This window comes from Pseudomonas sp. 9_2_1 (assembly GCF_059295275.1).
On sequence record NZ_CM181239.1, the window covers coordinates 1,132,243 to 1,155,922 of the forward strand.

General features: G+C 64.6%; 19 protein-coding genes and 1 pseudogene. 13 read left to right on the forward strand and 7 right to left on the reverse strand.

Going from position 1 to position 23,680, the window contains the following annotated elements; genetic code table 11:
* Positions 1 to 6: 6 nt before the first annotated feature.
* Complete coding sequence (locus AC5O5I_RS05070; RefSeq protein WP_172223264.1) at positions 7 to 1,206, reverse strand: CaiB/BaiF CoA transferase family protein; 1,200 nt, start codon at positions 1,204 to 1,206, stop codon at positions 7 to 9.
* Positions 1,207 to 1,337: 131 nt separating this feature from the next.
* Here AC5O5I_RS05070 and AC5O5I_RS05075 point away from each other — a divergent pair, with 131 nt between their 5' ends.
* Together AC5O5I_RS05075 and recJ are read left to right on the forward strand one after the other, a co-directional pair.
* On the forward strand, positions 1,338 to 1,880 hold the full coding sequence (locus AC5O5I_RS05075; protein ID WP_172223260.1) for a YaeQ family protein: 543 nt from the start codon (positions 1,338 to 1,340) through the stop codon (positions 1,878 to 1,880).
* 8 nt (positions 1,881 to 1,888) lie between these two features.
* The gene (recJ, locus tag AC5O5I_RS05080; protein WP_494512159.1) at positions 1,889 to 3,598 is read left to right on the forward strand and encodes a single-stranded-DNA-specific exonuclease RecJ; all 1,710 of its coding nucleotides are present in this window, start codon (positions 1,889 to 1,891) and stop codon (positions 3,596 to 3,598) included.
* 321 nt (positions 3,599 to 3,919) lie between these two features.
* On the opposite strand, the pseudogene AC5O5I_RS05085 reads toward recJ, so the two are convergent.
* Positions 3,920 to 4,000: pseudogene (locus tag AC5O5I_RS05085) on the reverse strand (DUF3077 domain-containing protein); the annotation flags it as partial.
* Positions 4,001 to 4,421: 421 nt separating this feature from the next.
* Between AC5O5I_RS05085 and AC5O5I_RS05090 the strand changes: the two are divergent.
* Positions 4,422 to 5,528 (forward strand): NADH:flavin oxidoreductase/NADH oxidase, encoded by a 1,107-nt coding sequence (locus AC5O5I_RS05090; protein ID WP_172223252.1) that lies wholly within the window; start codon positions 4,422 to 4,424, stop codon positions 5,526 to 5,528.
* A gap of 290 nt (positions 5,529 to 5,818) precedes the next feature.
* Here the strand turns inward: AC5O5I_RS05090 and AC5O5I_RS05095 are convergent, their stop codons facing one another.
* From AC5O5I_RS05095 to ydcS, 5 genes are all read right to left on the reverse strand, one after another.
* Positions 5,819 to 7,243, reverse strand: a complete 1,425-nt coding sequence (locus tag AC5O5I_RS05095; protein ID WP_172223247.1) for a gamma-aminobutyraldehyde dehydrogenase — start codon at positions 7,241 to 7,243, stop codon at positions 5,819 to 5,821.
* A gap of 17 nt (positions 7,244 to 7,260) precedes the next feature.
* Positions 7,261 to 8,067, reverse strand: a complete 807-nt coding sequence (locus AC5O5I_RS05100) for an ABC transporter permease (protein WP_172223243.1) — start codon at positions 8,065 to 8,067, stop codon at positions 7,261 to 7,263.
* A complete protein-coding gene (locus AC5O5I_RS05105) occupies positions 8,057 to 8,968 on the reverse strand; it encodes an ABC transporter permease (protein WP_172223238.1) in 912 nt (303 codons plus the stop codon). The genes AC5O5I_RS05100 and AC5O5I_RS05105 overlap by 11 nt, the downstream gene beginning before the upstream one ends.
* A 1-nt stretch (position 8,969) precedes the next feature.
* On the reverse strand, positions 8,970 to 10,001 hold the full coding sequence (locus tag AC5O5I_RS05110) for an ABC transporter ATP-binding protein (protein WP_494512160.1): 1,032 nt from the start codon (positions 9,999 to 10,001) through the stop codon (positions 8,970 to 8,972).
* Between the two features lie 150 nt (positions 10,002 to 10,151).
* Positions 10,152 to 11,303 carry a putative ABC transporter substrate-binding protein YdcS gene (gene ydcS, locus AC5O5I_RS05115; RefSeq protein WP_172232439.1) on the reverse strand — a complete coding sequence of 384 codons (1,152 nt, stop codon included), beginning with the start codon at positions 11,301 to 11,303 and terminating at the stop codon, positions 10,152 to 10,154.
* A 155-nt stretch (positions 11,304 to 11,458) separates the two neighbouring features.
* Here ydcS and AC5O5I_RS05120 point away from each other — a divergent pair, with 155 nt between their 5' ends.
* From AC5O5I_RS05120 to lysS, 10 genes are all read left to right on the forward strand, one after another.
* The gene (locus tag AC5O5I_RS05120; RefSeq protein ID WP_172232436.1) at positions 11,459 to 12,139 is read left to right on the forward strand and encodes a tellurite resistance TerB family protein; all 681 of its coding nucleotides are present in this window, start codon (positions 11,459 to 11,461) and stop codon (positions 12,137 to 12,139) included.
* 204 nt (positions 12,140 to 12,343) lie between these two features.
* Complete coding sequence (locus tag AC5O5I_RS05125; protein ID WP_172286142.1) at positions 12,344 to 13,966, forward strand: methyl-accepting chemotaxis protein; 1,623 nt, start codon at positions 12,344 to 12,346, stop codon at positions 13,964 to 13,966.
* Positions 13,967 to 13,971: 5 nt separating this feature from the next.
* Positions 13,972 to 14,478 (forward strand): chemotaxis protein CheW, encoded by a 507-nt coding sequence (locus tag AC5O5I_RS05130; protein ID WP_494512161.1) that lies wholly within the window; start codon positions 13,972 to 13,974, stop codon positions 14,476 to 14,478.
* Positions 14,475 to 15,746, forward strand: coding sequence for a CheR family methyltransferase (locus tag AC5O5I_RS05135; protein ID WP_172229906.1), 1,272 nt, complete (start codon positions 14,475 to 14,477; stop codon positions 15,744 to 15,746). The genes AC5O5I_RS05130 and AC5O5I_RS05135 overlap by 4 nt, the downstream gene beginning before the upstream one ends.
* Positions 15,743 to 16,405, forward strand: coding sequence for a chemotaxis protein CheW (locus AC5O5I_RS05140; RefSeq protein WP_494512162.1), 663 nt, complete (start codon positions 15,743 to 15,745; stop codon positions 16,403 to 16,405). Before AC5O5I_RS05135 ends, AC5O5I_RS05140 begins: the two co-directional genes overlap by 4 nt.
* On the forward strand, positions 16,402 to 18,684 hold the full coding sequence (locus tag AC5O5I_RS05145; RefSeq protein WP_494512163.1) for a hybrid sensor histidine kinase/response regulator: 2,283 nt from the start codon (positions 16,402 to 16,404) through the stop codon (positions 18,682 to 18,684). Before AC5O5I_RS05140 ends, AC5O5I_RS05145 begins: the two co-directional genes overlap by 4 nt.
* Positions 18,681 to 19,694 carry a Wsp signal transduction system protein-glutamate methylesterase WspF gene (gene wspF, locus AC5O5I_RS05150; protein ID WP_172286137.1) on the forward strand — a complete coding sequence of 338 codons (1,014 nt, stop codon included), beginning with the start codon at positions 18,681 to 18,683 and terminating at the stop codon, positions 19,692 to 19,694. The genes AC5O5I_RS05145 and wspF overlap by 4 nt, the downstream gene beginning before the upstream one ends.
* A gap of 51 nt (positions 19,695 to 19,745) precedes the next feature.
* Complete coding sequence (wspR, locus tag AC5O5I_RS05155) at positions 19,746 to 20,750, forward strand: Wsp signal transduction system regulator diguanylate cyclase WspR (protein ID WP_172230601.1); 1,005 nt, start codon at positions 19,746 to 19,748, stop codon at positions 20,748 to 20,750.
* Between the two features lie 200 nt (positions 20,751 to 20,950).
* Positions 20,951 to 22,046 (forward strand): peptide chain release factor 2 gene (gene prfB, locus AC5O5I_RS05160; RefSeq protein ID WP_172230604.1). Its coding sequence is split into 2 segments (ribosomal slippage): positions 20,951 to 21,022 and positions 21,024 to 22,046, totalling 1,095 coding nucleotides; the frame shifts between segments, so codons are not numbered across the junction.
* Positions 22,047 to 22,138: 92 nt separating this feature from the next.
* Positions 22,139 to 23,641 carry a lysine--tRNA ligase gene (gene lysS / locus AC5O5I_RS05165; RefSeq protein ID WP_012270790.1) on the forward strand — a complete coding sequence of 501 codons (1,503 nt, stop codon included), beginning with the start codon at positions 22,139 to 22,141 and terminating at the stop codon, positions 23,639 to 23,641.
* Positions 23,642 to 23,680: the final 39 nt, after the last annotated feature.

Genomic DNA, 23,680 nt, shown 5'->3' on the forward strand with positions numbered 1-23,680 from the left:
CCAGGGTCAGACCGTGCCGGCTTTGCGCAGGCTGGCGATGGCCGCTGGGTCGTAGCCCAGGCCGCCAAGCAGCGCTTCGGTGTGCTCGCCCAGTGCCGGGCCGACCCACTCGGCGGAGCCTGGGGTGTCCGACAGCTTGGGCACGATGCCGGGCATGCGGAACGGTTTGCCATCGGGCAGCTTCGCCTGCAGAAACATCTCGCGTGCCAGGTACTGCGGGTCGCTGAACATGTCTTCGGCCGAGTAGATGCGGCTGGCCGGCACTTCGGCCGTGGTCAGCACCTGCATGAGCTGTTCCAGCGGCAGGCTGTTGGCCCAGCGGTCGATCACTCCGTACAGCTCGTCGCGGCGCAGGTCCCGGCCGTCGTTGCTGGCCAGCGCAGGGTCGTCGGCCAGGTCGGGGCGGCCGATGGCCTGCATGAAGCGCTTGAAGATCGCATCGCCGTTGGCGCCGATCTGCACATGTTTGCCATCCGCGCTGGTATGGATGGAGGAGGGGGTGATGCCCGGCATGATATTGCCGGTGCGCTCGCGGATAAAACCGAACACGTCGAACTCCGGGACCATGCTTTCCATCATGGCGAAGATCGCCTCGTACAGCGCAACGTCCACCACCTGACCCTGGCCGTTGTTGACTTCGCGGTGGCGCAAAGCCATGAGCGCGCCGATCACCCCCCACAGGGCGGCAATCGAGTCACCGATGGAAATGCCCGTGCGCACCGGTGGGCGGTCTTCGAAGCCGGTGATGTAGCGCAGGCCGCCCATCGACTCGCCCACGGCGCCAAAGCCTGGCTGGTCTTTCATCGGCCCGGTCTGGCCAAAGCCTGACAGGCGCACCATCACCAGGCGCGGGTTCAGCGCATGCAGCACATCCCAGCCCAGGCCGAGCTTTTCCAGTACGCCCGGGCGAAAGTTCTCGATCAGGATGTCGGCCTCGGCCAGCAACTGCTTCAGAATGTCTCGGCCTTCGGGGTGCTTGAGGTTCAGGGTCAGCGACTGTTTGTTGCGGGCCTGCACGAACCACCACAGCGACGTGCCCTCGTACAGCTTGCGCCACTTGCGCAACGGGTCGCCGCCATCGGGCGACTCGACCTTGATCACCTCGGCACCGAACTCGGCACAGATGCGCGACGCAAACGGCCCAGCAATCAGGGTGCCGAGTTCGATGACTTTGAGGCCGGCGAGGGGTTTGCTGGGCGTAGGCATGGGGCATCCGTGGCAACTGGGCAGAGCCGTGGTTTTATCATAGGTCGGTAGCGCCGGGTACTGCTGCGGCGCATGCAGGGTGTGGATAGGTTAGACTGTTGCACTTTTCTTTTGCACGAAGCCCGTCGACCATGGCCCAGCCGTCCACCACCTACAAGTTCGAACTGAATCTGACTGACCTTGATCGCAACGTCTACGAAAGCGTCAAGCAGACCATCGCCCGCCACCCATCGGAAACCGAAGAGCGCATGGCAGTCCGGCTGTTGGCGTACGCGCTGTGGTACAACGAGAACCTGTCGTTCGGTCGTGGCCTGTCGGATGTCGATGAGCCGGCGCTGTGGGAAAAAAGCCTGGATGACCGCGTGCTGCACTGGATCGAAGTGGGCCAACCCGATGCCGACCGCCTGACCTGGTGCTCGCGTCGCACCGAACGCACCAGCCTGCTGGCGTATGGCAGCCTGCGTGTGTGGGAAACCAAGGTGTTGAGCGCAGTCAAGAACCTGAAGAACCTGAACATCGCCGCCGTGCCCCAGGAAGTGCTGGAGACCTTGGCTACCGATATGCCACGCAGCATCAAATGGGACGTGATGATCAGCGAAGGCACGGTATTCGTGACTGACGACCGTGGCCAGCACGAAGTGCAGTTGCAGTGGCTGCTCGGTGAGCGTGGCTGAAGCGACCCATGCGTATCGAACCGCGTCCCCTGCCGCCGACCCTGCCATTGCTGGGTAACCTGCCACCCTTGCTGACCCGCCTGTACGCTGCGCGTGGCGTGCAGAACGAGGCCGAGCTGGACAAGAGCCTGGCGCGTCTGCTGCCGTATCAGCGTCTCAAGGGCATCGAGGCCGGCGTGGACCTGCTGGTCCAGGCCCTTGACCAGCGCCAGCGTATCCTCATCGTCGGTGACTTCGATGCCGACGGCGCCACCGCCAGCACCGTCGGGGTGCTGGGCCTGCGCCTGCTGGGCGCGGCCCATGTCGACTACCTGGTGCCCAACCGCTTCGAATACGGCTACGGCCTGACCCCGGAAATCGTCGAGGTAGCGCTGCAGCGCCAGCCACAGCTGCTGATCACCGTGGACAACGGCATTTCCAGCGTCGACGGCGTTGCCGCCGCCAAGGCGGCCGGGCTCAAGGTGCTGGTCACCGACCACCACCTGCCCGGCCAGCAGCTTCCCGATGCCGACGCCATCATCAACCCCAACCAGCCGGGCTGCGAGTTTCCCAGCAAGGCGTTGGCCGGGGTTGGCGTCATCTTCTACGTGCTTATGGCCTTGCGCGCGCGCCTGCGCAGCCTCGGCCGCTACGAAACGCAGCCGCAGCCCAATATCGGCGAACTGCTCGACCTGGTGGCGCTGGGCAGTGTTGCCGACGTGGTGCCGCTGGACGCCAACAACCGCATTCTGGTCCATCAGGGCCTGGAGCGTATCCGCGCCGGCCGCGCCAGGCCGGGCCTGAAAGCCATTCTCGAAGTGGCGCGCCGTGATCACCGACGCATCACCTCGACCGACCTCGGCTTCATCCTTGGCCCACGGCTGAACGCCGCCGGGCGCCTGGATGACATGAGCCTGGGTATCGAGTGCCTGCTGTGCGAGGACCAGGCCCTGGCCCAGGACATGGCCCAACAGCTGGATGGCCTTAACCAGGACCGCAAGTCCATCGAGCAGGGTATGCAGCGCGAAGCGCTGGCGCAGCTCAAGGACCTGCCGGTCGAGTCCATGCCGTACGGGCTTTGCCTGTTCGATGCCGACTGGCACCAGGGGGTGATCGGTATTCTGGCATCGCGCCTGAAGGAGCGTTATCACCGGCCGACCATCGCCTTTGCCGATGCCGGTGACGGCATGCTCAAAGGCTCGGCGCGCTCGGTGCCGGGGTTTCACATTCGTGATGCGCTGGATGCCGTGGCGGCGCGCCAGCCGCAGCTGATCAGCAAGTTTGGTGGCCACGCCATGGCAGCAGGGCTGTCTTTGCCCGAGGGCAATTTCCCGGCGTTTGCCGAGGCGTTCGACGAGGAAGTGCGGCGCCAGTTGTGCGAGGACGACCTGACCGGCCGTCTGCTGTCCGATGGCAGCCTGGCAGTGGAAGAGTTCCACCTCGACCTGGCCAAGGCCCTGCGCAATGCCGGGCCGTGGGGGCAGCATTTCCCCGAGCCACTGTTCCATGGCGTGTTCCAGCTGGTGGAGCAGCGTGTGGTTGGCGAGCGGCATTTGAAGGTGGTGCTCAAGAGCGAATGTGGTTCGGTGCGGCTGGACGGCATTGCCTTTGGTATCGACCGCGAAGTCTGGCCGAACCCGACAGTGCGCTGGGTCGAGCTGGCCTACAAGCTGGATGTGAACGAGTTTCGCGGCAATGAAAGTGTGCAGTTGATGATTGCCCATATGGAGCCGCGCTGACTGCAGTTCCGGGGGCTGCTCTGCAGCCCATCGCCGGCAAGCTCCCACTGCGACCGCTTTGCCCTCAAGTCATGCGCCTTCCCTGTGGGAGCGGGCATACCCGTGAACACCGGCGAAGCCGGTGCCATCCACCGAGTCGCCTGCTTCGCGGGCATGCCCGCTCCCACAGGGTTGTGCGGCGGGCTGAAATGCCTGTAAGGGTGCTTGGCTGTCGCGGCGGTTGGGGCTGCCAGGTGCCTGCCTTTAGTGTGATCTCACAGGCGCTGCAAACTTGTCGGCGTACACCCGGTGGCCTTCACGCGAACAACGACCACACCAACCTCAACGCGACATACCTAACTCGGCATCATCCATCAACGCCTTGGCCATCGCACTGAGGTAGTGGGCAGCCCAGATCCCGCGCACAACTGCCATGAGGACAGCTACTCGGTAATTGATCGGGATTCCACGCCCGGACGCTGAATGGCAGCGACCAGCAAAGGCTAATGACTCAGGATTCCAGTAACAATCAGGCGGGTGTCGACAGGACTTGTAGGGTATTTCCTCAGGTTGGGAATCGCCATACATCGGTTGTAGGGGATATCTGAAATGCTTGTCAGGGTGTTTGGCTGTCGCGGCGGTTTGGGCTACCAGTTGCCTGCCTTCAGTGTGATGTCGCCTATAAGATCGAGCGCCATCATCCCCACGTCAGACACCCCAAAATCCCATGGAACCTTCCCCCCAACCATTCTGGTCTAGTCTGAATACTGACCGGACCCGGGCCAGGGACGTGTAATTGAGTGCTCGGGCCGGATCACCATTGGAGTCCTTGGGAGGTGCCCTCATGAGCTTGCTGCTCGAGCCTTACACCCTGCGTCAGCTGACCCTGCCCAACCGCATCGCTGTGTCGCCGATGTGCCAGTATTCCGCCATCGATGGCCTGGCCAACGATTGGCATCTTGTTCATCTGGGTAGCCGCGCCGTAGGCGGTGCGGGGCTGGTGATCACCGAAGCCGTGGCGGTCACTGCCGATGGCCGTATCACCGCCGAAGATCTCGGCCTGTGGGAAGACGCCCAGATCGCCCCGCTGCAACGCATCACCCGCTTCATCACCGCCCAGGGCGCCGTGCCCGGTATCCAGCTGGCCCACGCCGGACGCAAGGCCAGTACCTATCGCCCTTGGCTGGGCAAGCAGGGCAGCGTCAAGCTGGAGGAGGGGGGCTGGCAGCCGGTGGGGCCGTCGAGGATCGCTTTCGACCCACAACACACTGCGCCGCGTGAATTGAGCAAGGAAGAAATCCAGGACGTGGTCGACGCCTTCGTGGCCTCGACCAAGCGTGCCTTGACGGCGGGTTTCAAGGTGGTGGAAATCCATGCAGCCCATGGCTACCTGCTGCACCAGTTCCTGTCGCCGCTCAGCAACCAGCGCCGCGACGAGTACGGCAGCTGCTTCGAAAACCGCATCCGCCTGACCCTGCAGGTGGTCGAGGCTGTGCGCAATGCCTGGCCCGCCGAATTACCGCTGTTGGTGCGGGTATCGGCGACCGACTGGGTGGAGGACGGCTGGAACCCGGATGAAACCGTCGAGCTGGCGCGGCGCCTGCGTGCGCTGGGTGTCGACCTGATCGATGTATCGTCGGGCGGCACGTCGGTCAACGCCGAAATCCCTACGGGCCCCGGTTATCAGACCCGTTTCGCCGAACGCGTGCGCAAAGAGGCGGAAATCGCCACCGGCACCGTGGGCATGATCACCGAGCCCGCCCAGGCCGAGCACATCCTGCGCACCGGCCAGGCCGATGTGATCTTCCTCGCCCGCGAACTGTTGCGCGACCCTTACTGGCCGCTGCATGCCGACGACGACCTGGGCGGCAACAAGGCCACCTGGCCGGCGCAATACCAGCGCGCGACCAGCCGGGCCAACCCGATTCATGAGTCAGACCTACGCGACTAGAGGCTACCTGTACAGGCCTCTTCGCGGGCGTGCCCGCTCCCACAGGTACAGCACTAACCTCAAGGGCTGTGATGTACCTGTGGGAGCGGGCACGCCCGCGAATGCGATGGTGGTTTTACCTCCGCATTCGCGGGTAAACCCGCTCCCACAGAGTCTGCGCAGCCTGAAGGGCTGGATGATGCCCATCCCATTTTGATGGCTGCAAGATAAAGGATGTGGCATTGGGAATGCGCTGAACCGCTTGTAGAAGCGCCTGGATTGAGCTGCCGGTCCCAATCCAGGCTTTACGCTCAATGTTTGATCATCACATGCCGCACGCAGGTGTAATCCTCCAGCCCGTACATCGACATATCCTTCCCATACCCGGAATGCTTCTGCCCACCGTGCGGCATTTCGCTGACCAGCATGAAGTGGGTATTCACCCAGGTACAGCCATATTGCAGGCGCGCAGCCAGGCGATGGGCGCGGCCGGTGTCGCGGGTCCATACCGATGAGGCCAGGCCGTAGTTGGAATCGTTGGCCCACTCCAGCGCCTGCGCCTCGTCGGTAAATCGCGTCACCGATACCACCGGGCCGAACACTTCGTTGCGCACGATCTCGTCGTCCTGCAGGGCGTCGGCCAGCACGGTCGGGGCGTAGAAGAAACCATCGCCATCAATGGCTTTGCCACCCGTTACCAGGCGAATGTGCGGCTGGGCGATGGCCCGCTGCACCAGGCCGGAGACCTTGTCGCGGTGCTGGGCACTGATCAATGGCCCCAGTTCGGTGTCTTCTGCTTCCTGCAGGCCGGCCTTCAGGCTGGAGACTGCTTCACCCAGGCGCTCGACAAAGCGTTCGTAGATACCGTCCTGCACATACAGCCTGCAGGCTGCAGTGCAGTCCTGGCCGGCGTTGTAGAAGCCGAACGTTCGGATGCCGTCGATGGCGGCATCGATGTCGGCATCATCGAACACCAGCACCGGGGCCTTGCCACCCAGTTCCATGTGCATGCGTTTCACGCTGTCGGCGGTGGCACTGATGATATGTGCGCCGGTGGGGATCGAACCGGTCAGCGACACCATGCGCACCTTGGGGTGGTTGACCAGCGGGTTGCCGACTGTCTGGCCTCGGCCGAAGAGGATGTTCAAGACGCCAGGCGGTAGCAGCTCCCGGGCCATTTCGCCCAGGCGCAGGGCGGTCAACGGGGTCATCTCCGAAGGTTTGATCACCACGGTATTGCCGGCCGCAAGGGCCGGGGCGATCTTCCATGCCAGCATCATCAACGGGTAGTTCCAGGGGGCTATCGAGGCCACCACGCCCACCGGGTCACGGCGAATCATCGAGGTGTGGCCCGGCAGGTATTCGCCCGCCGCCGAGCCGCCCAGGCAACGCGCGGCACCGGCGAAGTAGCGGAACACATCGGCAATCGCGGGGATTTCGTCATTCAGTGCGGCGCTCAATGGCTTGCCGCAGTTCTGCGATTCCAGCCGCGCCAGTTCATCGCCATGGGCTTCGATCGTGTCGGCCAGCGCCAGCAACGCCTGCGAGCGCTCCTTGGGGCTGGTTTGCGACCAGCTGTCGAAGGCCTGGTCGGCGGCCCGCACGGCGCTGTCCACCTGGGCTTCGGTGGCTTCGTTGATTTGCGCCAGGGCACTGCCCAGGGCCGGGTTGAGCACGGTCCAGGCCGGGCCTTCGCCCGCGACCAGTTGGCCGTTGATCAGCATCTGCGTTTGCATCGGAGACTCCTCCAGGGTCATTTGCCACTGCCCGCGACGCTTTCGCCGCCGCGGGTCAGGTAATAGGCGCCAAGGATCGGCAGCATGGTCACCAGCATCACCAGCATGGCGACCACATTGGTCACCGGCACGTCGCGCGGGCGGCTGAGCTGGTTGAGCAGCCAGATCGGCAGGGTGCGTTCGTGGCCGGCGGTAAAGGTGGTGACGATGATTTCATCGAACGACAGGGCAAAGGCCAGCATGCCGCCCGCCAGCAGCGCCGAGCCAAGGTTGGGCAGAATGATGTAGCGGAAGGTTTGCCAGCCATCGGCGCCAAGGTCCATCGAGGCCTCGATCAGGCTTTGCGAGGTCCGCCGCAGGCGGGCGATCACGTTGTTGTAGACGATCACCACGCAGAACGTGGCGTGGCCGACCACGATGGTGAACACCCCCGGCTCGATGCCCAGGGTCTTGAATGCCGAGAGCAGGGCGATGCCGGTGATGATGCCGGGCAGGGCGATGGGCAGGATCAGCATCAGCGAAATGCTCTCCTTGCCAAAAAAGCTGCGCCGGTACAACGCCGCCGAGGCCAGCGTGCCGAGCACCAGGGCGATCAGCGTGGCCAGGCAGGCCACCTGCAGCGATAGCTTGATGGCCTCCAGCACATCGGGCCGGGCAAAGGCCACGGTTAACCACTTCAGGGTAAAACCCTTGGGTGGGAAGCTGAACGCGGCTTCTTCGGTGTTGAACGCGTACAGGAAGATGATCAGGATCGGGAAGTGCAGGAACAACAAGCCGCCCCAGGCTGCCAGGCGCAGCCCGGTTGACGCTTTTTCAGAGTGCATCGAAGGCCCCCAGGCGCTTGACGATGGACAGGTACACCGCGATCAGCACGATCGGCACCAGGGTGAACGCGGCGGCCATCGGCATGTTGCCGATCGCCCCTTGCTGGGCGTAGACCATGCTGCCGATGAAGTACCCGGGCGGGCCGACCAGTTGCGGCACGATGAAATCGCCCAGGGTGAGCGAGAAGGTGAAGATCGAGCCGGCGGCGATGCCCGGAATCGACAGCGGCAGGATCACCTGCACAAAGGTTTGCCCGGGCCGCGCACCCAAGTCCGCCGACGCTTGCAGCAGCGAAGGCGGCAAGCGCTCCAGAGCGGCCTGGATGGGCAGGATCATGAACGGCAGCCAGATGTACACGAACACCATGAAGCGCCCCAGGTGCGAGGTGGATAATGTACTGCCGCCCACCCCCGGCACGGTCAGCACGGCTTGCAGCAGCGCATCCAGATGCAGCTGCTGGACGAACCACTGGGCGACGCCGCCCTTGGCCAGCAGCAGGGTCCAGGCGTAGGTCTTGACGATGTAGCTGGCCCACATCGGCATCATCACCGCGATGTAGAAAAACGCCTTTGTCTTGCCGCTGGTGTAGCGCGCCATGTAGTAGGCGATGGGAAAGGCCAGCACCGCGCTGGCCAGCGACACGGCCACCGCCATGCCCAGGGTGCGCAGGATGATGTCGAAGTTCGACGGGTTGAGCAGCGCGGCGAAGTTGCCCAGGGTCAGGTCCGGGGTCACCGCCATGGTGAAGTCGTCGAAGGTATAGAAACCCTGCCACAACAGGTTCAGCAGCGAGCCCAGGTAGATGGCGCCGAACCAGGTCAGCGGCGGGATCAACAGCAGCGCCAGGTACAGGTTGGGGCGCCGGTACAGCAGGTTGGACAGGCTGCGCAATGTGCTCATGTCAGTGGGCCTCGGTTTCCTGCAACACCGTCATCGCCTCACGCGGCCAGTGCGCCTGAATCCGTTGCCCCGGCTGCCAGGCCTGTGCCTGTGCCTGCCAGCGGTCGTTGGCCTGGGTCACCGCCAGCAGTTGGCCGCTGTCCAGCTGCAGCTCGTAGCGGGTGGCGCTGCCCTGGTACTGCACATCGCGCAACAGGCCGCTGACCTGCACCTCATGGCTGGTGACCACCGGGTCGCCCAGGCGGATGTGCTCGGGGCGGATCGAGAAGGGCGCCGGGCTGCCGTTCAGGGCCATCGCCAGCTCGCCACGCACCACGTTGGAGGTGCCGACGAATTCGGCGACGAAGGTGGTGGCGGGTTTCATGTACAGGTTGCGCGGCGTGTCGACCTGCTCGATACGGCCGCGGTTGAACACAGCGACCCGGTCGGACATCGACAGGGCTTCGGTCTGGTCGTGGGTGACGAATATGAAGGTGATGCCCAGTTGGCGCTGCAGCTTTTTCAGTTCGCCCTGCATCTGCTCACGCAGTTTCAGGTCCAGCGCGCCCAGGGGTTCGTCCAGCAGTAGCACCCGCGGCCGGTTGACCAGTGCCCGGGCCAGGGCCACGCGCTGGCGCTGGCCCCCGGACAGGTGCGCCGGTTTGCGGGCGCCGTAGTCGGCCAGTGCCACCATGGCCAGGGCTTCTTCGGCGCGGGCCTGGCGTTCGGCCCTGGCGACGCCTTTTACCTTCAGGCCATAGGCGATGTTGTCCAGCACATTCATGTGCGGGAACAGCGCGTAGTCCTGGAACACGGTGTTGACGTCACGTTGATAGGGCGGCACGCCGGCGGCCTCCACACCGTGGATGCGGATCGAGCCGTGAGTGGGCTGCTCGAAGCCGGCGATCAGGCGCAGGCAGGTGGTCTTGCCCGAGCCCGAGGGGCCGAGCATGGAGAAGAACTCGCCATCGATGATGTCGATGCTGACCTGGTCGACGGCCTTGACCTCGCCGAAGGTACGGGAAACCTGGGTGAACTGGACGGCTAGGGGCATGCGTGAGCTCCGAGCAACACTGTTTCTCCTGTGCCGGCCTCTTCGCGGGTAAACCCGCTCCTACAGCTGGAGCGCAACCCTCACAGGCAGCGAACAACCTGTGGGAGCGGGTTTACCCGCGAAGAGGCCGGCACAGGCATTCAGGCGGCCTCAGCGCCCACCCATGATCGCAATATAGTCCTGGGTCCAGCGGCTATACGGCACGAACTTGCCGCCCTGGGCCTGCGGGGTTTTCCAGAACGCGATCTTGTCGAAGTTGTCGAAACCGTTGGTCTTGCAACCTTCGGCGCCCAGCAGTTCGCTGCCGGTGCAGGCCGCTGGCACCGCCGGCAACGAGCCGAACCAGGCCGCCACGTCACCCTGCACCTTCGGCTGCAGCGACCAGTCCATCCACTTGTAGGCGCAGTTGGGGTGTTTGGCCTCGCTGTGCAGCATGGTGGTGTCGGCCCAGCCGGTAGCGCCCTCCCTGGGAATGGTCGAGGCCACCGGCTGGTTCTCGGCCTTCAGGCCATTGACCATGTAGCCCCACGAGCTGGAGGCGACTACACCTTCGTTCTTCACATCGCTCATCTGCACCGTGGCGTCATGCCAGTAGCGGTGGATCAGCGGTTGTTGCTGGCGCAGCAGTTCGAGCACGGCCTTGTATTGCTGCTCGTTGAGTTCGTACGGGTCGTTGATGCCCAGCTCGGGCTTGGCCGACTTCAGGTACAGCGCCGCGTCAGCGATGTAGATGGGGCCGTCGTAGGCCTGGACCCGGCCTTTGTTGGGCTTGCCGTCGGGCAGGTTCTGCGGCTCGAACACCACGCCCCAGCTGGTGGGCGGCTGCTTGAAGGTATTGGTGTTGTACAGCAGCACATTCGGCCCCCACTGATACGGGGTGCCATACACCTGCTTGTCGACCACGTACCAGCCGCCGTCCTGCAGACGCGGGTCGATGTTCTTCCAGTTGGGGATCAGGGTGGTGTTGATCGGCTGTACGCGCTTGCCCACGATCAGCCGCAGCGAGGCGTCGCCCGAGGCGGTGACCAGGTCGTAGCCGCCCTTGGTCATCAGGCTGACCATTTCGTCCGAGGTGGCGGCGGTCTTGACGCTGACCTTGCAGCCGGTCTCCTTCTCGAAACCGGTCACCCAGTCGTAGGCCTTGTCGCTTTCGCCGCGTTCGATGTAGCCGGGCCAGGCGACGATGTCCAGGCGCCCCTCGCCGGGCCCCACGGCCTTGGGTGGCTCGGCGGCCTGCAGGCTGGCGCTGGCGAGCAAGGCGCCCGACATGGCGCCGAGCAATGCGGTCTTGTGCACTGGCATGGTGTTCCCTCTTCTTGGAGATTTTGGTCCGGGCAGTGCTCGAGTCTAGTTGGCTTTTTGCCAGCCAACGCAACATCCAGAAGCAAATCCCCGATGGCGCACGCTGCGCCAAGCCTTACTCTGGCCATTCATTTCCCAGATGCGGAGACGCGCGAATGAATACCCGGGGCTTGCTTGATCAACTGCTCAAATCCGGCCAGCAACTGCTCGACAAAAAGGCAGGTACAAGCCAATCCGCCAGTGCTGGCGGGGGCCTTGGCGGGCTGTTGTCCGGTGCGGGGGGCGGCCTGCTGGGCGGGGGGGCGCTGGGGCTCTTGCTGGGCAACAAGAAAGCCCGCAAATATGGCGGCAAGGCGCTGACCTACGGCGGCCTGGCCGCGCTGGGCGTGCTGGCCTACAAGGCCTATGGCAACTGGCAGGCGAACCAGCAGGGCGCCAGGCCGGAGCCGCAGACGGTCGACCGCCTGCCACCGCCCCAGGTCGAGCAGCACAGCCAGGCGGTGCTGCGGGCGCTGGTCGCGGCGGCCAAGTCCGACGGGCATATCGACGAGCGTGAGCGGGACTTGATCGAGGGTGAATTCGCCCGCCTGGACAGTGACCGCGAACTGCAGTACTGGCTGCATGCCGAGCTGAACAAGCCGCTTGACCCGGCCGAGGTGGCGCGAGCTGCGCAAACCCCGGAGATGGCTGCCGAGATGTACCTGGCCAGCGTGATGATGGTTGACCAGGAAAACTTCATGGAGCGCGCGTACCTGGATGAACTGGCGCGCCAGTTGCGGCTGGACCCGGCGCTGCGTCAGGAGCTTGAAAGCCAGGTACGGTTGGCGGGAGCGTAGTGGCAGTGCTCGCCATGGCATTTGCAGCGGCTGGGTGATCGAGCGCCGCCCGCGCGGCGCTCGATCTCACAGGCGCTGAATCTGTCGAAGCGGGCACCCGGTGGCCTTGACGCCCCATCCCCACATTTCACCCGCAAAAGCATAAGGCCTCTGGGCTATACTTCGGCGATTTTCCCGCTCGTTGTGAATTCCTGAGGGCTGAACGTGAAGAACTGGACCTTGCGCCAACGGATCCTGGCAAGTTTCGCCGTGATCATCGCCATCATGCTGCTGATGATCGTGGCCGCCTACTCGCGGTTGGTGACCATCGAAAGCGCCGAAGAGGCGGTGGGGACAGACAGCATTCCGGGGCTCTATTACAGCTCGATGATCCGCAGCGCGTGGGTCGACAGTTACGTCACCAGCCAGCAGTTGGTCGGCCTTTCCAACCGACGCGAAATCACATCTGCCGACCTGGAACTGTTCAAGAGCTTCGAGGACCGTCTGAAGCAGCACATGGCCAGCTACCAGGGGACCATTCAGGATACCGACGACCAGACGCGCTTCGACAGCTTCAATCAGATGGAGCAGGCCTACCTCAAGGTCGTCGGCCAGGTACTGGACGCCTACCGCCAGCATGACTACGACGAAGCCCAGCGGCTGATCACCGAGGTGCTGACCCCGGCCTGGGTGGCCGGGCGCAAGCTGCTAAACGAAGTGATCGATCACAACCGTGCCTCCTCCGAAGCCGACACCAGTGAGATCGTCAGTGCCGTGAGCACCGCCAAGGGCAGCATGGTGGTATCGCTGTTACTGGCCATCGTCGCCGCCGGCATCTGCGGCCTGCTGTTGATGCGCGCCATCACCGCGCCCATGCAGCGCATCGTGCATGCCCTCGACAAGCTGCGCTCGGGCGACCTGAGCATGCGCCTGAGCCTGGACCGCAAGGACGAGTTCGGTGCCATCGAAAGCGGCTTCAACGAAATGGCCGAAGCCCTGGCCAACCTGGTGGCCCAGGCCCAGCGCTCGTCGGTGCAGGTGACCACCTCGGTGACTGAAATTGCCGCCACTTCCAAGCAACAGCAGGCCACTGCCACCGAAACTGCCGCGACCACCACCGAGATCGGCGCTACCTCGCGGGAAATTGCCGCCACCTCGCGTGACCTGGTGCGCACCATGACCGAAGTCACCTCGGCCGCCGACCAGGCCTCCAGCCTCGCCGGCTCCGGCCAGCAGGGCCTGGCGCGCATGGAAGAGACCATGCACCAGGTCATGGGCGCTGCCGACCTGGTCAACGCCAAGCTGGGCATTCTCAACGAGAAGGCCAGCAATATCACCCAGATGGTGGTGACCATCGTCAAGGTCGCCGACCAGACCAACCTGCTGTCGCTCAACGCCGCTATCGAAGCGGAAAAGGCCGGCGAGTACGGCCGTGGTTTTGCCGTGGTGGCCACCGAAGTGCGCCGCCTGGCCGACCAGACCGCCGTGGCCACCTACGACATCGAACAGATGGTGCGCGAGATCCAGTCGGCCGTGTCGGCCGGGGTGATGGGCATGGACAAGTTCTCCGAAGAAGTGCGCCGCGGCATGTTCGAGGTGCAGCAGGTCGGCGAGCAGCTCAGCCAGATCATCCACCAGGTGCAGGCGCTGGCGCCGCGCGTGTTGATGGTCAATGAAGGCATGCAGGCCCAGGCTACCGGTGCCGAGCAGATCAACCAGGCGCTGGCCCAGCTCAGCGACGCCAGCACCCAGACTGTCGAGTCGCTGCGCCAGGCAAGCTTCGCCATCGATGAGCTGAGCCAGGTGGCCGCAGGCCTGCGCGGCGGCGTGTCGCGCTTCAAAGTCTGACTGCGATGAACGACTTGCAACCCCGCGCCGCGCGGGCGGGCAACGCCAAGGGTGCGTTGTACCTGCAGTTTCGCATCAGGCAGCAGCGCTTTGCCCTGAGTGCGCACGAGGTGATCGAGGTGCTGCCGCGTCAGCCGCTCAAGCCGATTGCCCAGGCGCCCGCGTGGGTCGCGGGCATCCTCGCCCACCGCGGCCTGCTGGTGCCCGTGATCGACCTGGCCGCATTGAGCTTCGGCCAGCCGGCGGCGCAGCGCACCAGTACCCGCCTGGTGCTGGTGCACTACCGAGGGGGGCTGCAGCTTGGCCTGATCCTGGAACAGGCCACCGAAACACTGCGTTGCCACCCCGACGAATTCCAGCCCTATGGTGTGGATACCGGCGAGGCGCCGTACCTGGGGCCGGTGCGCCAGGATGAACAAGGCCTGCTGCAGCGTGTGGAAGTAAACGACCTGCTGCCGGCGGCCGTGCATGAACTGCTGTACGCGGATCACCAGACAGGGATGGCGACATGATCGAACAGCGTTTTTTTCGCTTCTTGCGCGAGCGCATCGGCCTGGACGTGGAGTCGGTGGGCGCGCCCATGGTCGAGCGTGCGCTGCGCCAGCGCTGTGTTGCCATGAACGCCATCGACCTGGACGATTACTGGCTGCGGCTGCAGCAGTCTGCCGATGAACAGCAGGCGCTGATCGAGGCGGTGATCGTTCCGGAAACCTGGTTCTTCCGTTACCCGGAGTCCTTCACCGCCCTGGCCAGCCTGGCGCACAAGCGCCTGGCCGAGCTGGCGGGGGCGCGGCCACTGCGCTTGCTCAGCTTGCCGTGCTCGACCGGCGAGGAGCCCTATTCGCTGGCCATGGCCTTGCTGGATGCCGGCATCGCACCGGGTGCGTTTTTGATCGACGGCATGGACATCAGTCCCAGCTCGGTGGCCAAGGCTGGGCAGGCCGTGTATGGGCGCAATGCGTTTCGCGGCAGCGACCTGGGCTTTCGCGAGCGCTACTTCGATGCTGTTGACGAAGGCCACCGCCTGCATGAGCGGGTACGCCAGCCAGTCAGCCTGCAGGTAGGCAACGTGCTCGACCCGGCGCTGGCCAGCCGCGATGGCCTGTACGACTTCGTGTTCTGCCGCAACCTGTTGATCTATTTCGACGTGCCAACCCAGCAGCGAGTGTTCGAAGTGCTCAAACGCCTGCTGCATCCGCAGGGTGTGCTGTTCATCGGCCCCGCCGAGGGCAGCTTGCTGGCACGGTTGGGCATGCGCCCGCTGGGCATCGCGCAGTCGTTCGCCTATGTGCGTCAGGAGGGCGGCAGCACGCCGCTGGCGGCGGCTTCGGCCCTGCCCGTAAAGCGTCCCCAACCCGCACTGGCCACCCCGGGCTATCCGCCGCCGGGTGCAGCGTTGCCGCGCCCGCTGCGGGTGCTGCCCGTCACGACCAGGCCCGCGCCGGCGCGCAACCAGCGTGAGGACGAAAGCGAGTTGCTGGACAGCATTGCCCGGCTGGCCAATGCCGGTGCCAGCGATCAGGCCCGCAGCGAATGCCAGCGCTACCTGGGGCAGTTCGCGCCGTCGGCGCAGGTGTACTACTGGCTGGGGCTGCTCAGTGACACCGCAGGCGATGCGCAGCAGGCACTGACCCACTACCGCAAGGCCCTGTACCTGGAACCACAGCACCCCGAGGCGCTGGTGCACCTGGCGGCCCTGCTGGCGGCCCAGGGCGACCTGGCCGGGGCCCGGCGCCTGCAGGAGCGGGCTGCGCGGGTTGGCCGGGAGTCTGAGCGATGAAGGGTGAATCCGCGATGCAGCTACTGGCCGAGGATGACGCGCACATCGACGACTGCTGGAACCGCATTGGCGTCCACGGTGACAAGCAGTGCCCACTGCTGGAACAGCATGTCCACTGTCGCAATTGCGAGGTGTATGCCGCTGCAGCCACGCGCCTGCTCGACCGCTATGCCTTGATGCAGGACCACCAGCCGGCAGTGGCGCCGGTGGAGGAACACACCGGCCGCTCCATGCTGCTGTTCCGCCTGGGTGAAGAATGGCTGGCGCTGGCCACGGCCTGCCTGGCCGAGATCGCCCCGTTGCAGGCGGTTCATTCGCTGCCACACCAGCGCTCGCGGGTGCTGCGGGGGGTTGCCAATGTGCGGGGGGCGCTGGTCCCGTGCCTGTCGCTGGCCGACCTGCTGGGTGTGCAGGCCGCTGCCGCTGAGCCGCGCGGCGGGCGGGCGATGCCACGCATGCTGATCCTGGCTGCCGAAGGTGGCCCGGTAGTGCTGGCTGTCGAAGAAGTCGACGGTATTCATCGGCTCGACCCGCTGCTGCAAGGCAGTGGCCAGGATGCCACGCACTTCACTGCTGCAGTGCTGCAATGGCGCGGCCGCAGTGTGCGAGTGCTGGACGATCAACAATTATTGTCTGCCGTACAGCGGAGCCTTTCATGACCCCGGAGCAAATGCGCGACGCATCGTTGCTCGAACTGTTCAGCCTGGAGGCCGAGGCGCAGACTCAAGTACTGAGTACCGGCCTGATGGCGCTGGAGCGCAACCCCACGCAGGCCGACCAGCTTGAGGCGTGCATGCGTGCCGCCCATTCGCTGAAGGGCGCGGCTCGTATCGTCGGGGTGGATGCTGGCGTCAGCGTTGCCCACGTCATGGAAGATTGCCTGGTGGCAGCCCAGGAAGGGCGCTTGCGCCTCACCGCCGAGCATATCGACGCGTTGTTGCAGGGGACCGACCTGCTGATGCGCATCGCTACGCCGGGCGACGCCAGGGCGCAGGCGACCCTGCCGGTGTTCCTTGCACAAATGGCCAGCCTGCTCGATCCAGGCGCTGCGGCTATAGCTGCCACGCCGGCTTTGCCGGGCCTGGCGCCGCCAATCGAACCTGTGCTGCTGGCAAGGGAGCCACTGGAGCTTGAGCCGGAGCCTGAGCCGACCGTGCATCGCAAGGCCGGCAAGCGCGCCGGCGAAGGTAGCGAACGGGTGCTACGGGTCACCGCCGACCGCCTCAACAGCCTGCTCGACCTGTCCAGCAAGTCGCTGGTGGAAACCCAGCGGCTCAAGCCCTACCTGGCCACCCTGCAGCGCCTCAAGCGCATGCACGGGCAGGGCATGCAGGCGCTCGACGGCCTGCGCATGCAACTGGAAGACAGCGGCCAGAGCAGCGAGGTGCTTGATGCCTTGGCGCAAACCCAGCGCCTGTTGGCCGAGACCCAGCAGATTCTGCAGCAGCAGGCCGCCGACCTTGATGAGTTCGGCTGGCAGGCCAGCCAGCGTGCGCAACTGCTTTACGACACCGCGCTGGCCTGCCGCATGCGCCCGTTTGCCGATGTGCTGACCGGCCAGAGCCGCATGGTCCGTGACCTCGGCCGGTCCTTGGGCAAGCCGGTACGGCTGGCCGTGGAAGGCGAAAAGACCCAGGTCGACCGCGATGTACTGGAAAAGCTCGAAGCACCGTTGACCCACCTGTTGCGCAACGCGGTCGACCACGGCATCGAGCCGCCGGAACGGCGCCTGCTGGCAGGCAAGCCGGATGAGGGCGTGATCCGCCTGCGTGCTTCGCACCAGGCCGGCATGCTCAGCCTGGAGCTGATCGATGATGGCGCCGGCATCGACCTTGAGCGCCTGCGCAGCAGCATCGTGGAACGCGCCCTGTCGCCTGCCGACACAGTGGCGCGGATGAGCGAGGCGGAGCTGCTGACGTTCCTGTTCCTGCCCGGCTTCAGCCTGCGCGACAAGGTCACCGAAGTGTCCGGCCGTGGCGTGGGGCTGGATGCGGTGCAACACATGATCCGCGAGCTGCGCGGCTCGATCGAGCTTACCCAGGTGGCGGGGCAGGGCTGCCGCTTCCACCTGCAGGTGCCGCTGACCCTGTCGGTGGTGCGCAGCCTGGTGGTCGAGGTGGGCGGTGAGGCCTATGCCTTCCCCCTCGCCCATATCGAACGCACCCTGGAGGTGACTGCCGAGCAGATCGTGCAGATCGAAGGGCGCCAGCACTTCTGGCACGAAGGCCGGCATATTGGCCTGGTGGCAGCCAGCCAGTTGCTGAACCGCCCGGCCGGGCAAACCGAAGAGGCCAGCCTGCGGGTGGTGGTGATCCGGGAGCGCGAGCAACTGTACGGCGTGGCCGTGGAACGGCTGGTGGGCGAGCGGGTGCTGGTGGTGATGCCGCTCGACCCACGGCTGGGCAAGGTGCAGGACATTTCTTCCGGCGCCTTGCTCGATGATGGTTCGGTGGTGCTGATCGTCGATGTCGAGGACTTGCTGCGCTCGGTGGAAAAACTGCTCAGCACCGGCAGCCTTGAGCGTATCGAACGCGGTAACAGCAGTGCCCGTGGCATGGTCCGCAAGCGCGTGCTGGTGGTCGACGATTCACTGACCGTGCGTGAACTGCAGCGCAAGCTGTTGAGTAACCGTGGCTATGACGTGGCCGTGGCGGTGGATGGCATGGACGGCTGGAACGCCCTGCGTGGCGAGGATTTCGACCTGCTGATCACCGACATCGACATGCCGCGCATGGACGGCATCGAACTGGTCACCCTGGTGCGCCGCGACCAGCGCCTGCAGGCGCTGCCGGTGATGGTGGTGTCGTACAAGGACCGTGAGGAAGACCGGCGGCGTGGCCTGGATGCCGGCGCCGACTACTATTTGGCAAAAGCCAGTTTCCACGACGATGCGTTGCTGGATGCTGTAGTCGAGCTGATCGGAGGTGCTCAAGGATGAAGATCGCCATCGTCAATGACATGCCCATGGCCGTCGAGGCGCTGCGCCGGGCAGTCGCTTTCGAGCCCGCGCATCGGGTGGTGTGGGTGGCCAGCAATGGCGCCGAAGCGGTGCAGCGCTGTGCCGAACAACTGCCGGACCTGATCCTGATGGACCTGATCATGCCGGTGATGGATGGCGTCGAGGCCACCCGGCGGATCATGGCCGAAACCCCGTGTGCCATTGTCATCGTCACCGTCGACCGCCAGCAGAACGTGCACCGGGTGTTCGAGGCCATGGGCCATGGCGCCCTGGATGTGGTCGATACCCCGGCGCTGGGTGCTGGCGATGCCCGCGAGGCGGCGGCGCCATTGCTGCGCAAGATTCTCAATATCGGCTGGTTGGTCGGCCAGCAGCGTGCCCCTGCCGAACGCCCGAAGGCCGTGCCGGTGCGGGAGGCCTCGCAACGCCCTGGCCTGGTGGCGATCGGCTCGTCGGCTGGCGGGCCGGCAGCGCTCGAAGTGTTGCTCAAAGGCTTGCCGAGCAAATTCCCCGCAGCCATCGTGCTGGTCCAGCATGTCGACCAGGTGTTTGCCGCTGGTATGGCCGAATGGCTCAGCAGCGCTGCAGGCTTGCCGGTGCGCCTGGCCCAGGAAGGCGAGCCGCCGCAGCCTGGCCAGGTGTTACTGGCAGGCACCAACCACCACATCCGGCTGCTGAAAAACGGCCAACTGGCCTACACTGCCGAACCTGTCAACGAGATCTACCGGCCCTCCATCGATGTGTTCTTCGAGAGCGTGGCACGGTACTGGACCGGCGATGCGGTGGGCGTGTTGCTCACCGGCATGGGCCGCGATGGTGCCCAAGGCCTGAAACAGATGCGCCAGCAGGGCTTTCTGACCATTGCTCAGGACCAGGCCAGCAGCGCCGTCTACGGGATGCCCAAGGCTGCTGCGGCGATAGATGCTGCGGTGGAGATCCGCCCGTTGGAACGAATAGCCGGGCGCTTGACGGAAATTTTCGCAAAATGACGAAGTGTATTGAATCACGCCGCCTGGCCGGCAGTGATCGGGTGAACTGGCATGAATGATTTACCGATCGAAGGTTTCGCGACCGCCCATGAAAATTCGGCGATGGTGCTGTTGGTCGACGACCAGGCCATGATCGGCGAGGCGGTGCGGCGTGGCCTGGCCAATGAAGACAACATCGATTTCCACTTCTGCGCCGACCCGCACCAGGCCGTGGCCCAGGCCATGCGCATCAAGCCCACGGTGATCCTGCAGGACCTGATCATGCCGGGCCTGGACGGGCTGACGCTGGTACGCGAATACCGCAACAACCCGGCAACCCAGGACATCCCGATCATCGTCCTGTCGACCAAGGAAGACCCGCTGGTGAAAAGCGCGGCATTTGCCGCCGGGGCCAACGATTACCTGGTCAAGCTGCCGGACACCATCGAACTGGTGGCGCGCATTCGCTATCACTCGCGCTCCTACCTGACCTTGCTGCAGCGTGACGAAGCCTACCGCGCCTTGCGCGTCAGCCAGCAGCAGTTGCTGGACTCGAATCTGATGCTGCAGCGGCTGATGAACTCCGATGGCCTGACCGGGCTGTCCAACCGCCGCCACTTCGACGAGTACCTGGAGCTGGAATGGCGCCGGGCCATGCGTGAACAGCAGCAGTTGTCGTTGCTGATGATCGACGTCGACTACTTCAAGGCCTACAACGACAGCTTCGGCCACCTGGCCGGCGATGAAGCGCTGCGCCAGGTGGCCGAATCCATCCGTGGCTCCTGCGCGCGGCCGACCGACCTGCCGGCACGTTACGGTGGCGAGGAGTTCGCCCTGGTGCTGCCCAATACCTCGCCAGGCGGTGCGCGGCTGGTGGCCGAGAAGCTGCGTCAGACCGTGCAAGGCCTGGGTATCCCGCACAGCGCGCCGGCGGCCGGCTCGTACCTCACCGTGAGCATTGGCCTGGCCACCCAGACCCCGGCGCAGGGCCACCACTGCCGTCAGCTGATCTCGGCGGCGGACAAAGGCCTGTACCAAGCCAAGAACAACGGGCGCAATCAGGTCGGTATCGCCTGACAGGGCCTCATCGTCGGCAAGCCAGCTCCCACAGGTGCAGCACCCGCCTTGTGGGGCTGGCTTGAGGGCAACAGGGCCGGGGCAGGTGCCAGAGGTCATTCAGGCGATGCCACTTCTACCGCCCGGCGGGTCTGCCGCCGTGCTGCGGACTCGGTTATACTCGCGGGCTTTTCACCGAATTCGCACGAGAGCCGCCGACCATGGAAATCCAACCGATCCTGAACACCATCAAGGACCTCACCGAGCGTTCCCAGTCCATTCGGGGGTATCTTTGACTACGATCAAAAGCATGACCGCCTGATCGAAGTCAACCGCGAGCTGGAAGACCCCAACGTCTGGAACAAGCCAGAGTACGCCCAGGCCCTGGGCCGCGAGCGTGCCATGCTGGCGCAGGTGGTCGAGACCCTGGACAAGATGTCCAACGGCCTGGCCGACTGCAAGGACCTGCTCGACATGGCTGTCGAGGAAGACGACGAAAGCGCCGTGAGCGACGTCGAGACCGAGCTGCAAGGCCTGGAAGAATCCCTGGCCCAGCTTGAGTTCCGTCGCATGTTCAGCGGCGAGATGGACCCGAACAACGCCTACCTGGACATCCAGGCCGGCTCCGGTGGTACCGAAGCGCAGGACTGGGCCAACATCCTGCTGCGCATGTACCTGCGCTGGGCCGACAAGCGTGGTTTCGACGCCACCATCATCGAGCTGTCCGAAGGTGAAGTCGCCGGCATCAAGGGCGCCACCGTGCACATCAAGGGCGAGTATGCCTTCGGCTGGCTGCGCACCGAAATCGGCGTGCACCGCCTGGTGCGCAAGAGCCCGTTCGACTCCGGTGCGCGTCGCCACACCTCGTTCTCGGCGGTGTTCGTGTCGCCCGAAATCGACGACAAGGTCGAGATCGATATCAACCCGTCCGACCTGCGCATCGACACCTACCGCTCCTCGGGTGCCGGTGGCCAGCACGTGAACACCACCGACTCGGCGGTGCGTATCACCCACGTGCCGACCAACACCGTGGTGGCCTGCCAGAACGAACGCTCGCAGCACGCCAACAAGGACACCGCCATGAAAATGCTGCGGGCCAAGTTGTACGAGCTGGAAATGCAGAAGCGCAACGCTGCTTCGCAGGCGCTGGAAGACAGCAAGTCGGACATCGGCTGGGGCCATCAGATTCGCTCCTACGTCCTCGATGACTCGCGTATCAAGGACCTGCGTACCGGCGTCGAGCGCAGCGACTGCAACAAGGTGCTGGACGGCGACATCGACCAGTACCTGGAAGCGAGCCTCAAGCAGGGGCTGTAAGCCGCATACCACTGCCGCGCTACCGGCCGCTTGCCGGTAGCGCGTGCCCTGCCCGAGAAGGGCAACGAATACCTGATGGAAAGAATGACGACATGAGCGACCTGAAGACCGAATCGCAAGACCTGCAACAGGAAGAAAATGCCCTGATCGCCCTGCGCAAGGAAAAACTTGCCGCCGAGCGCGCCAAAGGCAATGCCTTCCCCAATGACTTCCGTCGCGACAGCTACTGCAACGACCTGCAGAAACAGTACGCGGACAAGACCAAGGAAGAGCTGGAAGCAGCCGCGATCCCGGTCAAGGTAGCCGGCCGCATCATGCTCAACCGTGGCTCGTTCATGGTGATCCAGGACATGACCGGTCGCATCCAGGTCTACGTCAACCGCAAGACCCTGCCGGAAGAAACCCTGGCGGCGGTCAAGACCTGGGACCTGGGCGACATCATCAGCGCCGAAGGCACCCTGGCCCGTTCCGGCAAGGGCGACCTGTACGTCGAGATGACCAACGTGCGCCTGCTGACCAAGTCGCTGCGCCCGCTGCCCGACAAGCACCACGGCCTGACCGACACCGAGCAGCGCTACCGCCAGCGTTACGTCGATTTGATGGTCAACGAAGAAACCCGCCACACCTTCCGTGTGCGTTCGCAGGTGATCTCGCACATTCGCAAGTTCCTCATCGAGCGCGACTTCCTCGAGGTCGAAACGCCGATGCTGCAGACCATCCCGGGCGGTGCCGCCGCCAAGCCGTTCGAAACTCACCACAACGCCCTGGACATGGCCATGTTCCTGCGCATTGCGCCGGAGCTGTACCTCAAGCGCCTGGTAGTGGGTGGCTTTGAAAAGGTGTTCGAGATCAACCGCAACTTCCGTAACGAAGGCGTTTCGACTCGTCACAACCCTGAATTCACCATGCTCGAGTTCTACCAGGCCTACGCCGACTACCGCGACAACATGGACCTCACCGAGGAACTGTTCCGCGAGCTGGCGCAGCTGGTACTGGGCAGCACCGACGTGCCTTACGGCGACAAGGTGTTCCACTTCGGCGAGCCGTTCGTGCGCCTGTCGGTGTTCGACTCGATCCTCAAGTACAACCCGGAGCTGACCGCCGCCGATCTGCAGGACGTCGACCGCGCCCGTGACATCGCCAAAAAGGCTGGTGCCAAGGTGCTGGGCCACGAAGGCCTGGGCAAGCTGCAGGTGATGATTTTCGAAGAGCTGGTCGAGCACAAGCTGGAGCAGCCGCACTTCATCACCGAGTACCCGTTCGAAGTGTCGCCGCTGGCCCGTCGCAACGACGACAACCCGGCCGTGACCGACCGCTTCGAGCTGTTCATTGGTGGCCGCGAGATTGCCAACGCCTACTCCGAGCTCAACGATGCCGAAGACCAGGCCGAGCGTTTCCTGGCCCAGGTGGCCGAGAAGGATGCCGGTGACGACGAAGCCATGCACTACGACGCCGACTTCGTCCGCGCCCTGGAGTACGGCATGCCGCCGACTGCAGGCGAGGGCATCGGTATCGATCGCCTGGTGATGCTGCTGACCAACTCGCCGTCGATCCGCGACGTGATCCTGTTCCCGCACATGCGTCCGCAGGCCTGAGTGAAGTGAACGAGCCGCCTTTCGAGGCGGCTTTTTCTT

Coding starts and splice junctions, on each gene's coding strand:
- AC5O5I_RS05070 (WP_172223264.1), bottom strand. CDS start 1,206: ATGCCTACGCCCAGCAAACCCCTCGCCGGCCTCAAAGTCATCGAACTC.
- AC5O5I_RS05075 (WP_172223260.1), top strand. CDS start 1,338: ATGGCCCAGCCGTCCACCACCTACAAGTTCGAACTGAATCTGACTGAC.
- recJ (WP_494512159.1), top strand. CDS start 1,889: ATGCGTATCGAACCGCGTCCCCTGCCGCCGACCCTGCCATTGCTGGGT.
- AC5O5I_RS05090 (WP_172223252.1), top strand. CDS start 4,422: ATGAGCTTGCTGCTCGAGCCTTACACCCTGCGTCAGCTGACCCTGCCC.
- AC5O5I_RS05095 (WP_172223247.1), bottom strand. CDS start 7,243: ATGCAAACGCAGATGCTGATCAACGGCCAACTGGTCGCGGGCGAAGGC.
- AC5O5I_RS05100 (WP_172223243.1), bottom strand. CDS start 8,067: ATGCACTCTGAAAAAGCGTCAACCGGGCTGCGCCTGGCAGCCTGGGGC.
- AC5O5I_RS05105 (WP_172223238.1), bottom strand. CDS start 8,968: ATGAGCACATTGCGCAGCCTGTCCAACCTGCTGTACCGGCGCCCCAAC.
- AC5O5I_RS05110 (WP_494512160.1), bottom strand. CDS start 10,001: ATGCCCCTAGCCGTCCAGTTCACCCAGGTTTCCCGTACCTTCGGCGAG.
- ydcS (WP_172232439.1), bottom strand. CDS start 11,303: ATGCCAGTGCACAAGACCGCATTGCTCGGCGCCATGTCGGGCGCCTTG.
- AC5O5I_RS05120 (WP_172232436.1), top strand. CDS start 11,459: ATGAATACCCGGGGCTTGCTTGATCAACTGCTCAAATCCGGCCAGCAA.
- AC5O5I_RS05130 (WP_494512161.1), top strand. CDS start 13,972: ATGAACGACTTGCAACCCCGCGCCGCGCGGGCGGGCAACGCCAAGGGT.
- AC5O5I_RS05135 (WP_172229906.1), top strand. CDS start 14,475: ATGATCGAACAGCGTTTTTTTCGCTTCTTGCGCGAGCGCATCGGCCTG.
- AC5O5I_RS05140 (WP_494512162.1), top strand. CDS start 15,743: ATGAAGGGTGAATCCGCGATGCAGCTACTGGCCGAGGATGACGCGCAC.
- AC5O5I_RS05145 (WP_494512163.1), top strand. CDS start 16,402: ATGACCCCGGAGCAAATGCGCGACGCATCGTTGCTCGAACTGTTCAGC.
- wspF (WP_172286137.1), top strand. CDS start 18,681: ATGAAGATCGCCATCGTCAATGACATGCCCATGGCCGTCGAGGCGCTG.
- wspR (WP_172230601.1), top strand. CDS start 19,746: ATGAATGATTTACCGATCGAAGGTTTCGCGACCGCCCATGAAAATTCG.
- lysS (WP_012270790.1), top strand. CDS start 22,139: ATGAGCGACCTGAAGACCGAATCGCAAGACCTGCAACAGGAAGAAAAT.